The organism is Nitrospira sp. ND1 (assembly GCF_900170025.1).
Classification (GTDB): domain Bacteria; phylum Nitrospirota; class Nitrospiria; order Nitrospirales; family Nitrospiraceae; genus Nitrospira_A.
Genome location: NZ_FWEX01000006.1, coordinates 2,145,273 through 2,159,251, shown reverse-complemented (window position 1 = coordinate 2,159,251; position 13,979 = coordinate 2,145,273). Strand labels below are relative to the sequence as shown.

Below are 13,979 nucleotides of genomic sequence, written 5' to 3'. Positions count from 1 at the left end.
CTTGCTGACGGACTTTTTGAACATCCTGCGCACTCTCTCCTCACTGCAACGGCACGAGCCCTTTGAGTGCCTGGATCACGACCACAGCGGCAATAATACCCGCCGCATAAAGGATGTGGCTTGAAGGGGAAGGCGGAGCGGCCGGGGACGGATCCGTATAGGCGACTCTCCCGCTCCATCGTGCGAAGCACAATAGTCCGGCCAACCCGATCACGATCGGGGCGCCGGTGACGACACCTAATCCCAATCCGACCAGACTTTCTGCCGCTGCAACTCTAGTCGCATGACCGTCGCCCGCCGGATTCGGACGTCCTGCCATTCGCAACGCCATACCTCCGGCCACCAGCATGGCTCCGGATGCAAGCAGGATGTGATCCGTCATCGGGTCAACGATGCGATGCGTCAGCACCCAGAAGAGACCTGTCAGCGATAGGACTACCGGAGCGATACGGATAAGCGCCTGCCCGCAGGACCGTCCCCACCAGCGCAACGGGCCATTAAAGATCGACCCCACCACAAACCCCAGCACCATCCCCGCCACCACGTCCCCCGGGAAATGGGAGCCCCGCCAGACCCGGCTGGCTCCGACCCACGCAGCCAGGACAAACGGTACCCATCGATACCGGGGCAGCGCCCTCGCCAGCACGGTCACCACCGCGACGGTCGCAGAGGTATGGCCGGACGGAAACGAATCCAGACCGGAATCCAGCGATGGCCACCATTGCCACCCTCCCGAATGTGTGAGCCTTGGCCTGGGACGACCGATGATGTGCTTCAGCCCGTTCACCAGTATCGCCACCGCACCGTGTGCCAGGAGACTATCCAGCGCCACGCGTGTGAGTGCGCGGCGCTTCAGCATGTACCCGGCCCCCAGGAGCAGCAGGCTGATAGTCACGAGAGTGCCGCCATTGCCCAGCTTCTCGCCCAGATCACCAAGCGATTGGAGCGCCGATAGATTGTGCGAGCGGAGGAACCACAGGATGGGGATATCGATATAAAACAGCGCCGCAAACGACCCAAACAAGACAATCACCGATAGCAGGACCACCGGGATCGGTGGGCAGGCCGGTGGTGGCTCAGGCGGCGCCGGTTGCGACGCCGCCTGCCCGTCACCTGGTTCGATCATGGAACCCAATCGGCGAGAAACACATTGAACTCTCCGGGCTCTTTCGCATGCCGGTCCGACACCCAAACAAGAGTCTTCCCGTCCGGCGAGAACATGGGAAAGCTGTTGAACTGTCCATCGAACGTCAACCGTTCCTGCCCGGAACCGTCCTCGTTCACGAGATAGAGGTGAAACTCCGGTCGCCCCGATGCGTTCCGCGTGTCCACATTCGACGCAAAAATCACCCGATGGCCATCGGGATGGAAAAACGGCGAAAAGTTTGAGGCGCCGTTATTCGTCACTTGCTGCTTATTCGACCCGTCGGCATTCATGATAAAGATCTCAAGCCGCCCGGGCTCCACCAGGTTTTGAGCGAGCAGCGCCTTGTACTGATCCAGCTCTTCCTGATTGCTCGGATGCTGCGCGCGATACACGATCCGCTTGCTGTCGGGTGAGAAGAACGCCCCGCCGTCGTATCCAATCTCCTGCGTCAGCCGACGGGGGTGGGTCCCATCCAGATCCATCGCGTAGATATCCAGATCCCCGTCACGCATAGAGGTCCAGACGATCGTCTTGCCGTTGGGAGAGACCGTGGCCTCGGCGTCGTACCCCGGCGTGTTCGTCAAACGTTGCGGGTCCAGCCCGTCGATCCGGACGGAGAAGAGATCGTAGTCATCCAACGCCCAGCGATAGGCCCCTCCGTCACGCTTCGGCTTCGGAGGACAGTTGGGCCCTCGCAGGTGGGTGGACGAGTACAAGACTCGGCGATCGCCGGGGAAAAAATACCCGCAGGTCGTGGTGCCGGCACCGGTGCTGACCATCCGAATCTTTTCGCTCCCGAGATCCATCACGTACATTTGATAACAGCCGAGCGGGATGTCGGACGGATGCATAGCCGCGGCAAACGTGTCTTTCATCCAATTGTTCGTCGACTGGAAGATGAGTTTATTCCCGCTGAAAGAAAAATAGGCCTCGGCATTCTGTCGGCCGAATGTCAGCTGCCGGATATTCGTCAGATGCCGCTCGGCCGAGGCGGACGCATTCGCCGGTGCCTGCGCAGACTTCGGTTCGGCTGCTCCCGCCAAAACCGTTGAAGTGGCGACCAGCGCGAGGCCCACCATTCCGATCATCGCCGTCTTAACGTGTTTCAATTCGCACCTCTGTATTCATCCTATCCTCCCAATCTCCCCGTGCAACCACGGCGCCTTCCTGAAAGACCACATAACTCTGCCACCCGTAAAAAAACAAGAGCCGGGCCACACGTCCCAGCGCCTGGGGCGTCACCCCGTACAGCAGCGTCACCACGCTGCCGGGATGCTCCTCACGCCGACAGGATACCAGCAGCGCCATGGCGGCGCCTTCATACATCTTACCCGCCACGGAAAATCCGCCGTCTAGGAAACGCACACGGTCACCACACGACCGCACGGCCGCTGCGGCTATCGGATTCTCGCGCGGATCTCCCAGCACCAGCAACGATCCCGACGGTACGGATCGGTTGCCCTCACCTGGTTGAAGCACGATCGTGCGCACTGCATCAGGCTTCGCCGATTCCTGTGCGACGATACGCTGGAGGATATCGCCGAACGGGCCAGGCTGCGCGGGGGAGCCTTGGGCAAGGACGACGCTTCGCTGTCCATCCGTCACATACAGATTCAGCACGGGAGCCATCTCGCTCCTGGCCACACGACGAAACAGATGATAGTCCGGATCCAGCCGGACTGCCGACGGCGGCTCCGCAAGGGGTACAACCACATCCTCCTGTGCGGCGCTCAACTGAACACGGACGCGATGGGTGCGCTCCCCGCTCAACACAAACTCCAACTCGACCGGGGCCCGATAGGGCTCATCGCTCTGGGCGATATGGATCGCCGCCTCGACCGCATTCGCGTGGCCGAAAGCGCCGGAGACAGTTTGCAGGCGAAGGCCGGACAGGGCGAGTTCCGGCACACCGGCACGCTCGACCCACTGGGCAAAAAACCATCGGAGGTCGCGACCCGCCTCTTCCTGAAAGGTTCGCTCCAGATCACTCCAATCAGCTACCGTCCCAAGGTGCTGTTCCGGGATGCGCTTCAGCGCCCGCCAAAATGCCGCATCGCCCACTTCCTGTCTCAGCGCATGAAAGACCATGGCGGATTTCTGATAGCCGATGGCATTGTCTTTCTCATCGCTCTTTTGCGCAAACCTCCTGAGCGGGTACCCTTCGCCGGGACGCACATAGACGGAATAGCCCAACAGCATCAGCCGCCGTTGTTCACGAGCCTGAGCCTCGTCGCCGGTCAGTTCGTGATAGTAGTAATTCGACAGGTAGGTCGTCAGCCCTTCCACCCAGTTGCCCCGACTCACCCGGTTGAACACCCCGTTGCCGATCCAGGAATGCACGATCTCATGCCCCAGGGCGTACGGTTGCGTATAGTGGCGCTTGATGACCCCGCTCCCCAGCAGCGTAAAGGACGGCATGCCCAATCCGCTCGAGAAAAAATTTTCGACGACGGCAAATTGTGAAAAGGGATAGGCCCCCAGCAACGGGATATAGGCGTCGAGATATCTGGCTGATGCGTCGAGGTACTCGTCGGCGAGCGCGGCATCGTCCGGGAACAGATACGTAGCCAATTGAATCGCCTGTCCGGATTGCGCCTTCCAGGTACGGGTCTTGACCACAAAGCGGTTGGCCACCACCGTCAGCGCTTCGCTCTTCGTAGACACAATCCATCGCGAGGCGTCAGCCTGGGCCGTGCCCTGCGTGACGGCAGCCCACCCTTCAGGCAGCGTGATGCGTACATCATAGGTGGCCAGCGAATCGTCGAGGTCCGGGTACCACTGGCTCTCGCTGCTGAGATACACCCCCTCAGGACCGATGTGACCGGCTGTTTCGCTCGGCGTGACAAACCGGAGGTGGCGTGGATCCCGGGGAGGATCATCAATCACCCCGTGATAGACAAACTTCAGCCGTATCGACCCGCCGGCCTGGTTGGCAGGCGGCTGCTTCAGGAGAATGCGCTGCGATTCCGCCTGACTTGACGACCTGTCCCGTGCAAATGGAACGGAGGGGGCGAACTCACAGGGGTCCTGACAATGCGTGAGATCCTCGACCCGTTCCAACAAGAGCGTCGGTGCAAGGGAAAATGCCAGCTCCTGTCCGGGAAATCCTCCCGCAACGGTCACTCGATCCGTCGCGATCAGTCGATGGGAATCAGGAGACAACTCGAGCGCGAGCTGATGGTGTTCAATCGTCGGAGGGGGAGCAACAGAATCAGCGACTGCGGGCGCAGGAAGGAGACAAATTGTGAGGAGACTGAAACGGATGAGGCGATACAAACCATTCACCCTTCACCGGCACCCTGAGGTGGACGGTGAAGATTAACACTCCCGACAGACCATCACAAGCTGGATAGCCATCAACGCCCGCTCCAAATCAATGGGCTTGTCCAGGACCTCTTGCGGGCCCAACGCCCAGGCCTCGGCCAGGAAGAGATCGTTTTGATGTCCGCCCAAAATGATCGTCCTGCCGGCATAGTCTCGCGCCGTGAGCGTCCGCAAGACCTCCACGCCGTTCATCTCCGGCATAGCGAGATCCAAAATCAGAAGATCCGGCGCGGACTCACCGATCAGTCGCAATGCTTCACGACCATCGCGCGCCGTGCGAACGTGATACCCGCGCAGGCTAAGAAATCTCACCAGAAGATCGCGCGCCATCACGTCGTCATCGACGACAAGGATCTGCTCATCGGGAAGCTGATCTATCTCTCCCCCGGCATGAGACTGCTCGGATGAAGCCTGTCGCCTCGCCTGCTGCGCCACACGATGGACGGCCCCGATGAGCACATCCAGCGACAGCCCCTTTCGCAGGAAATCCGTGACGCGCAACTCGCGCGCCTGATTCTCCAGTTCCTCCGTCGCGCCGCCACCCAGCATAATCACCCCGGCACGGGGGTCATGCGTTCGGATCTCCTTGAGCACCGCCAGACCGTCCATTTCCGGCATGCGCAAATCGAGCAAGGTCACCAGCGGGCGAAGCTGTTGAAATAAGACGACACCCTCACGCCCGCTCGTCGCGATGCTGACTTGATACCCGTGACGGGCCAGCGCCATCTGCAACAAGTCGCAGTGCAACCGATCATCGTCGATCACCAGTAACGTGCTCATCATCTTATCTCGTTTGTGCGTCACAACCAGTCGCGCAAGGCCGCAGACGGTAGCAGCCCGTTAGCAGGAGCCTAGCATGGGCACGACAAGATGAGAAGAAATTGAATGAAAACGTCTGGAGTGGATCACGGACCGCCTTCCGTCAGGAAAGGCCAGTCCGCGTGCTTCAAGAGAGTTCGTGACGAACCCGTCACGAATCATGCGGGCTAGAACAACGCGTCGACAAACGCCTTGGCGTCAAAGTCCTGGAGGTCATCGACGGCTTCCCCGACGCCGATTAAGCGGACCGGGATCTTGAAGGTGTCGGCAATGGCCACCACGATGCCACCACGCGCCGTTCCATCCAGCTTGGTCAGGGCGATTCCAGTCACCCCGACCGCCTCGTGGAACTGTCTCGCCTGGGCAATGGCATTCTGGCCGACCGTCGCATCCAACACCAACAGCACCTCATGTGGCGCCCCCTGGCACTCTTGCGCGACCACTCGCTTGATCTTCCGCAATTCGTCCATGAGATTCGTTTTCGTGTGCAGCCGCCCGGCGGTATCGATCAACACCACGTCCGACCCGCGCGCTTTCGCAGCGGTCATCCCGTCGTAGGCGACCGCAGCCGGATCCGCACCCGGTCGATGGCGGATCACATCGACCTCGATGCGGTCCGCCCAGACCTGCAATTGATCGATCGCCGCCGCGCGGAAGGTATCCCCGGCCACGAGTAATGGTTTTTTCCCCTGTTGTCGAAACCGTTGCGTCAGCTTCGCCACCGTCGTGGTCTTGCCGACACCGTTGACCCCCACGGCAAGAATCACAAAGGGACGCGGCCCCTGTGCCACCAATTGCTCCATCGAGGCAGATTGTGTCGGAAGAAGAATATCCAGCACGGATTGCCGCAGCAGGTCTCGTACTTTATCGGCCGACGAGAAATTACCGCCCCGCATCTGGGCCCGCAGCTGCCCCATCACACGTTCCACGACCGGCATGCCCAGATCTGCGCTGATCAAGGCCACCTCCAGCTCATCCAGCAGCGCCGGATCAGCCGCCCGCCCCAGGAGTCGATCCAGTTGTCCCGTGACTGCATCACGTGTTTTGGAGAGCCCCGCACTTAGTTTCTGAAGCCAATCCACCGCATACCTCACCCTCTCTTCGACCGACTCGAATGATTGATGAACGATCCAGACTAGGACTTCTCGGGCACGGCGATCAAATTCTAGATCATACCTGATCCGATCCGCGTGACACCAATAGCCGTGGAACCGGAGCAACGGCGCGGAGCACGGCCTTTTCGCGCCGGCTCATGCGTTGCGCCTCCGCATCACTACGCTCGTGGTCATATCCGCACAAATGGAGAATGCCGTGAATCAGGAGTACCGCTAACTCGTGGTCAACGCCCTGTTCATGACCACACGCCTGACGAATGGCCTGCGGCAGGGAAATAACGACGTCCCCGAGAAGAGACGAGGGTGGCCCGGGCCCTTCCCTGGTCGCAAACGCCAGCACATCCGTCGTCTTGTCACGATGACGAAAGGTTCGATTCAGGCGCCGCATCCTGACATCGCCGACGATCTCAAGACTCAGAAGCGCCTCGGCTTCGCCGACTGCTTGCAAGACATGAGTGGCGAGTTGCTTGAGGGCGCCGAGGCGAAGGGGCCACCGCGTCAACCGCATGCCGATCACAACCGGCATTAATGAGACTGGCCCCAGGAACCTGTGGCAGGAGCCGCGGGACGGGTGGGCTTAGAATCCGAACGATGGCCCTTCGTCTGAGCCTCGCCTTTTCGTGGCTGAGCCGGAGGCGCAGGACTGGCCGTATGGCGATCGTAGGCCTTGATGATCTCCTGGACAAGGCGATGCCGCACGACATCTCGCTCATCGAAGTAGACGAACTCGATCCCGGCAATGTCCTGAAGAATGTCGCGCACCTCGATGAGGCCGGACACCCGGTCCGACGGCAAGTCGATCTGCGTAATGTCCCCCGTCACGACGGCCTTCGAATGGAAGCCTAACCGTGTGAGGAACATCTTCATCTGTTCGGCAGTCGCGTTTTGCGCTTCGTCCAGGATCACAAATGAATCGTTCAGGGTACGGCCGCGCATGAACGCAAGGGGCGCAATTTCGATATCCCCTCGCTCAATCAAACGATTGGCCCGTTCCATATCCATCATATCGAACAGGGCATCGTAGAGTGGCCGAAGGTAGGGATTGACCTTGGCATACATGTCGCCGGGCAAATACCCCAGCTTCTCGCCGGCCTCCACGGCCGGCCTTGCGAGGATGATGCGGCTGACATCTTTTTTCATCAGCGCACTGACCGCCATCGCCATGGCCAAATAGGTCTTGCCCGTGCCCGCAGGACCGATACCGATCACGATGTCGTGTTTTTCGATCGCGTCCAGATAGTATTTCTGAGTCGGAGTCTTCGGAACGATGAATCGCTTCCGAGTGACGATGGGGGAAGCGCTGAAAAGCAGTTCTTTGAGAGAAGCGTCGTGGTTGTGGCGGAGAGCGGTCAGCGCATGCGTCACATCATCGGACCGCAGGTCATACCCTTCATTCGTCAACGAAGCGAGCTCATTGAGAACCCGTTCCGCCTGCTTGACGGTCTCAGGCGTACCCTCCACCGTCACTTCTTCACCCCGCGCCGAGCATCGCACACCGAACTCTTCCTCAATCAGCTTGAGGTGTCGATCATGGTGCCCGAACAGGGCTGCGGTATTCGTGCCTTCCCGTAGTTTGATCTTGCGCACGCCGGTGTCGAAAACTCCTTTCGTCAGGACGATAGGGAGATTCTAACAAACCGGGAAAGTCCGGAACAAGGTCGGAGGGGACAGAACAGAAAATAAGGAGGCCCACCGGAACCGACTAGCCTTGAGTGGGGAGGACCGTCAGCGATTGGGCAGTAGAGGGTATCGAGAGCTCAAAATCCTGCCAGGCCGTGCCACCCTGCCCATCTTCCACCATGATCTTGATGCGATGAGTTCCCCCGACACCCGGCGTCACTTTCCAGGTCACGTGGCCCGTCGCCTTGTCGATCGTCATCCCTGGAGGCCCTGTCTCGAGCCCATAGCTGATGCTATCGCCATCGACATCCTTCGCTTGGACGACGTACTCGTATTGCTCTCTATTGGTCAACGCGGCCGGACTTGAGAGGATCTGTGGCGGTGAATTACCGAGGACGATCGGCACTGATCGAGCAGGTGCGGCCGTCGCATCCTGATCCTTTGCGACGACTTCGACCGCCACAATATCCTTTCGGCCAAACCCGGTTGTATCAAGAACGTTTTCCTCGCCTTCTTTCACCTGCTTGTCGTTACGCCACCAACGATAGACGTATTGGATATCGTCATGGTCAGGGTCCAACGCCTCGACCTTGGCGAGGACCCGATTCCCCTTATCGGATGAATCTGGCTCAATTGTCACTCGTGACACGAGAGGAGGCGTATTCACCACCATCACCGGCTCTGTGCGATACGAAGCGCTCTCTGCCTGGCCATCAGACACCACCACTTCGAGCGCGACCGTGTCGCCGCGCTTCACATGGTCAGTAGGGAGCTCATGCTCCGTCGCACCAGGTACCGAAACCCCGTTGACGATCCACTGGAATCGCTTGGTCGGTTCGGTACCGTCTGGGTCATCGGCCGCAACATGTGCAGTGATGGGCCCAGTCAATATCAAGGGATTGGGAACGATGGTCACGAGGCGGACAGTCGGAGGGTGGTTATTGTTCGGGCCGTCCCCGGGAATCCCGCCGTCCTGAGGGGAAGACGAACAACCGCCGTAGACAGCGATCGCGAGGGCCATCAAGCCCAGGCGAGTTGCCTGAGGAAAGGCAAGGGGACGGAGCCCCCCCACCCTCCCGTGTTTTGCCTGTGCAAAGGGGATCATCACATGTTCGTCCATGAGAAGTACCGGCTCCGTGGATCAATCGCAACATTGGCCCCGATGTTTGAGCTCGGAAGACCTCCGGGAGACCCTCCACCGAACCCGCAGGTTGCACAGTCACCGAAGTTTCCCTGACTCATATTGATCAGGAGGCCGAACGGACTGCCGCCGTCCCGTCCTGAGCCCATATGGACCACGATACCGAACGCCAATCCTTCTCCAAGAGAGCCGAACTTATTGACCGTTTGATTCGCTCCTGAGGTAGTCGTTCCGATGATCGGCTCTTGATATGCACTCCCCGTTTTATAGAAGAGTGCCCAGAGTCGGCTCGTTCCGGATGACACGCAGATGTCGTTCGTTGGAATAAAGGTGGGGAAAAACACCACCCCTCCGAATACCGTTGGGCTACTCACAGCACGTTCGCCGATGCCGTAAGGGACTGGGTTAGTCGGTGGGTTGGCGGGTTCGACCAGTTTAGTCACCCAACCATCTTTACTCTGAACCAATCCGATCAAACCGGTAAACGTCGTGGCACCGGACACGCCGGAGACTTGGTTGGTTCCACTGGCCTGACCACAATCGCCGACTCCCACCACACAGACGGTGGCATTCGAGACATCCACAAGATCATTGTCCATGCAGTTGAGCGCGCCGGCTGATTGATTGCATCCGGAATTGAGGACCGAGTCTTTCAACCCCACGAAGTATTGCGTGGACACGTCGGTCTTATCGGATTTGCTGTAATACCGCCCGCTGCCCGCAAAGACCCACACGTTAGCCGCATCGTCTGTGGTCACGGAAGGCGCGGTCGCAACGGGGCCCATCTCCGCCCCTGATACGAACGTATCCAGCATCTCCGTGGGCACGCGAGCACTTCCCGAGGCGATGCCCCACTGAGTCGGACTGGTGACCGTACCGAACTTGGCCGTAGCTCCCCCTGCTCCCATGGTCAAACGATACATCTTGCCCCGCCAGGGAAGCGCTCCGTCATGAATCACTCGCCCGAAATACACGACATCGTGACGGTAATCGAGATCTCGATCGAAAGCCGTGATGTCTCCGATATACGAATTCCAGGACCCCACCGAATACGACGTCACGAGGCTGTTGCCGCTACCCGGGCCCGTCGCAAGGTCGACGACAAAGACTTTTGCACTTTGAACTACGCTGGCGTCATATCCGGTCGGGCCAGACCCGACCACCATGTACCACTTCGCGTTCGTATTGCTGGCCTTGGCATCGGCCGCGGGATTCACGCGAACCACGGTAGGAGCACTGGTCGTCAACCCCAAACTCGAACTGCTGAACGACCAGAGCAATTTGGGAGCATCGGGATTCGTGATATCCATCGCAAAGTACGAACTGTAGAAGGTGTAGTCCGTGCCGCTGATATTGACCGTCATCGGCGGCGCACCGGTTCCCGCCGAACAGGCGCCGCAACTTCCCCCCATTCTGAATCCGCCGATCAGGATCGTGCCCCACCCGTTCGGATGATCGGTGTCTGGAGTGAAGATGCGGACATCCGCCACTTTGAGCGGCAAATCAACATAATACGTATGCTGGTAGTCGGCACGGCTCAAAAACTCCAGCTGCGGAAGGAGTTCATAGGGTACAAATCCCCACAATTCATCCCCTAATGGAGCCCCGGTGGAATTGTCAGCAGGGGCAGTCGTAAACCAGCCGTGTTCAGTCGTATTGGCGGGAGCAGAGGCACTCGCATCATCGCCGGGATGGTAATAACCCGCGTTGAACGCGTGCAGCATGCCGTCGTTTCCCCCCACGTAGGCAACCTGTCTGCGGTTGTACCATTTCTGGAGAAATGCCGAATAACTCTGATCCCCATAGATGGCATCATGCCGGTCCTTCGGACCCGCAACCACCGTCGGAGTGGAGTGAATGACATCCCCGAGTTTCCACACCTTCAGGCTCCCGCTCCCGGCCGGAACTTGAAGACGGCGATCCCTCGTCGTCGCCTGTTCCGCGCATGTCCCCACATCGCACCCACGCACAAAATTAATGATCTTGGTCCCTTCCGCACTGGACGCGGCACGAAGGTATGGTCGGAGCGTCGGCTCGTTGGCTGTCGTGAATGCCAGCTGTTCGCCGGAATCAACCACGCCGTCATGATCGGAATCGACCCATGTCAGGATGGTGCGGGTGGTGGAGTCTTTCAACGCCAGTTGCTTCCCGGCTTCCCAAATCGGAAGAATATCGCTCAATGCCTGCCCGCACGGATTGCAATCCGCCGTCGTCACCACGCCATCGCTATTCTGATCGTTCGGCAATCCATCGCCATCCGAATCTACATATTTGTCGACCTTCACCGAATTCGACGCGGAGTCAAAACGGGTCTTGATGATTTTGTCGACTTTGTAGTCGAGACGACCGTCCTGATTCGTGTCCTCTCGGGTATTGCCGAACGTGTCAATGAACAGGGCCTGCGTATAGCCGGTCCATTTCACATCGCTCAGCGTCGAGGGCTCGATCGTGCTGGGAAAGAAATACGATTGATACAAGGCCCCTTCACCGGTCGAGGCAGTAGCCAGGACGGATACCGATGAACCGGACGCGCTTCGCCTGAGAATGCTTGCGATTGTGGCGAGCAGCTTGTCCTGAAGATCGTCAACGTTGGAGGATTCGAAATAGGCGTCCGGGATACCGTCCGGCGTCGCCGCTCCCGTGAGGTTGTTTTCCTTATCCCATTCATTCGTTTGAGGGACGCCGTCATTGTTCGAATCCTCGAACCCGCCCAACCGGGCCGCTTGGGCCAGGATTCCGCGACCATTGATGTTGCCGAACGCAAAGAAGGAGTACACCGTCAGGCTCTGAGTCCCTGCGATGCAATGCCCGGTGACTGTTAAACCTGCGATGGTGCCGTCAGTCGTGCCGCTACAAGGCCGGAGGTCGGTCGTGTGGGCCCAATAGGCGACGTCATCCAAGTAGTGGCTGCCGCTATCAGCATAACTCGTTTTGTGCTCTGCCAACAGATCACTGAAAGGAGTGGCTGCGTGTGTATTGCAGGTGCCATCGATGGTACGCGGAGGAGCTGCGCCATCGCTCCCGGTGCAATGCTGCCCATGATGGGCATGCGCATAGTCTTGCAGAGCCGTCGGGATATTCTGGTCTTGTGTCGGTTCGCCGTCCGTAAAGACGATCACAAACGTCCGACAGCAGGCCACAACCTGAGAACTGGCGGACCATGGCGGGGTATGGTTTTGTCCAAAAAAATACGGGTCTCGGCCACAGGCACTCGTGATATATCCGGCGGGGCACGTTTCAGTACCGACCAATGCCGTTATTTCACTTGTTCCGATCGAACCGGCACCGCTCGTGGCAAAATTGACGCCGTTTGAAATGCCACCGGAAAAGGCGATCGGGTAGACATAGCCCGTCGCAAAAGTGGATTGGATCTGCGCGACATACCGTGCGGTTTCATATAACGCCTCACTCAACGGAGTCCATGTCGAAGGATACGACTCCTGCACCGCATCAACCATGGCCGCGGTGTTTGTCGTGAACGTCTCAACGTCGCCGTCCGCCCAGTCGATCGACTGGCGCGATCCAGCTCCCACCAGCATACGCGCGCCTTCGCTGCTGGACTTAAACTCAACCAGCCCGAACCGCGCCTTGCTGCCGATCTGCTGAATGACTCCGGTAGGTTCAGATGAGTACCCGACTTTCAATTCATACTTCCGAACGCTGTATGAGTCACCGCAGTTGCTATTGAACGTCGTGTCATTGTCCACACAGAAGTAGGGCGCAGCCGGTGTTCCGCTTGCCGAAAGACCAATCGAGATTGTTGCTGGATCGCTGCCTCTATCGGCCAATGGAATACGGCCGACATAGGTATTAGCTCCGGTCCCGCCGCCATAATTGACGTCTGCGCGTTCATTACTCAGACCCGCACCCTGCGCCCGAACAGTCTTTAGAGCCGGAGTGCCGCTCGTCGGGCAGGTGCCGTCGGCAGCTCTCGTGCTGGTACAATCTCCTCCGATCATCGCTCGCTTCACCGCATCGAACCGGCGCAACGTCGCCCAGTTCAAGAAATTCCCGTCCCATTCCGTGTCCGGACAGGCTGTCGCCAATGCGGTCTTGCCGGTTCCGCTCTCGAATCGAGTATCGGTTGTGTTGTAGGTATAGCAACGCAGCGAATCAAAGTACCCGGAGTACCGTGTAGTATTGGTCCATGTGGTCGTAGTCGACGTGCTCCCATCCGCCAACGTCCCACACGACGACGATTCACAGGCTCGATTGCTCATACTGCCCGAGTTGTCCATCACCACAATGATATTCGGCGTCGTCGCGTTCGACACGAAAGCCGGCACAGCCGTGTAATCGGCGTTGGACACGACGGCGACGGCATCACGGGAGCCAAGCAACGCAGCACTCAGGCTGCCGGCCACCAACATCACAGCGACAAAGGTTCGGCGATTCATGCGTTCTTCCTCCTTATCTCAAGCAGGACAACAGCCGTCGATTCTCGGCTACAAGTTGAGACAAGTCCTTTCATGCGCTATTGCGGCAACGTGACCACCATCTTGTCGATGTGGCCCTCTTTCAGATGAAACTTGACGAGCGAAGTGGGAATGATCCGCTCGATCTCGAGCGGTTCCCCCTCGTGATTGACGACCACCACCGCGGACTTCAAGACATAACTACGACCATCGATGCGAATGCTTGCTCCTTGCACCACGTCGATCACGCCGGACTGAAACCCGACGGTCGAAAACAGCATCGCCTCCGGGCCTTGCGCTGTCTCCGCGAGACTGATAGACGGCACGGAAGGCATCGTCTGTCCGAGTGTCAGCAGGCCGAGCACCACAATAAACGCTGTGTTGTTCATCGCCATGCT

Annotated in this window: 10 protein-coding genes; all 10 read right to left on the bottom strand. The window is 59.0% G+C overall.

Translation table 11 applies throughout. The features are described from left to right. Positions 1-40: 40 nt before the first annotated feature. A complete protein-coding gene (locus tag NSND_RS14955) occupies positions 41-1,126 on the bottom strand; it encodes a phosphatase PAP2 family protein (protein WP_080879759.1) in 1,086 nt (361 codons plus the stop codon). Then, positions 1,123-2,256, bottom strand: a complete 1,134-nt coding sequence (locus tag NSND_RS14950; protein ID WP_080879758.1) for a PD40 domain-containing protein — start codon at positions 2,254-2,256, stop codon at positions 1,123-1,125. The genes NSND_RS14955 and NSND_RS14950 overlap by 4 nt, the downstream gene beginning before the upstream one ends. Beyond that, a complete protein-coding gene (locus NSND_RS14945) occupies positions 2,243-4,270 on the bottom strand; it encodes a M1 family metallopeptidase (protein WP_143833572.1) in 2,028 nt (675 codons plus the stop codon). Before NSND_RS14945 ends, NSND_RS14950 begins: the two co-directional genes overlap by 14 nt. Before the next feature lie 195 nt (positions 4,271-4,465). Next, positions 4,466-5,254: a response regulator gene (locus NSND_RS14940; protein WP_080879756.1), complete on the bottom strand. Its 789-nt coding sequence runs from the start codon at positions 5,252-5,254 to the stop codon at positions 4,466-4,468. A 203-nt stretch (positions 5,255-5,457) separates the two neighbouring features. Further along, entirely contained in the window at positions 5,458-6,372 is a 915-nt protein-coding gene (ftsY, locus tag NSND_RS14935) for a signal recognition particle-docking protein FtsY (RefSeq protein ID WP_235000266.1), read from the bottom strand. 88 nt (positions 6,373-6,460) lie between these two features. Then, positions 6,461-6,931 (bottom strand): rRNA maturation RNase YbeY, encoded by a 471-nt coding sequence (gene ybeY, locus NSND_RS14930; protein ID WP_080879755.1) that lies wholly within the window; start codon positions 6,929-6,931, stop codon positions 6,461-6,463. Then, the gene (locus tag NSND_RS14925; RefSeq protein WP_080879754.1) at positions 6,931-7,992 is read right to left on the bottom strand and encodes a PhoH family protein; all 1,062 of its coding nucleotides are present in this window, start codon (positions 7,990-7,992) and stop codon (positions 6,931-6,933) included. The genes ybeY and NSND_RS14925 overlap by 1 nt, the downstream gene beginning before the upstream one ends. 115 nt (positions 7,993-8,107) lie before the next feature. Next, positions 8,108-9,145, bottom strand: a complete 1,038-nt coding sequence (locus tag NSND_RS14920) for a putative Ig domain-containing protein (RefSeq protein ID WP_080879753.1) — start codon at positions 9,143-9,145, stop codon at positions 8,108-8,110. After that, complete coding sequence (locus tag NSND_RS14915) at positions 9,130-13,563, bottom strand: pilus assembly protein (RefSeq protein ID WP_080879752.1); 4,434 nt, start codon at positions 13,561-13,563, stop codon at positions 9,130-9,132. The genes NSND_RS14920 and NSND_RS14915 overlap by 16 nt, the downstream gene beginning before the upstream one ends. Positions 13,564-13,640: 77 nt before the next feature. After that, positions 13,641-13,970 (bottom strand): hypothetical protein, encoded by a 330-nt coding sequence (locus NSND_RS14910; protein ID WP_080879751.1) that lies wholly within the window; start codon positions 13,968-13,970, stop codon positions 13,641-13,643. Positions 13,971-13,979 lie beyond the last annotated feature (9 nt).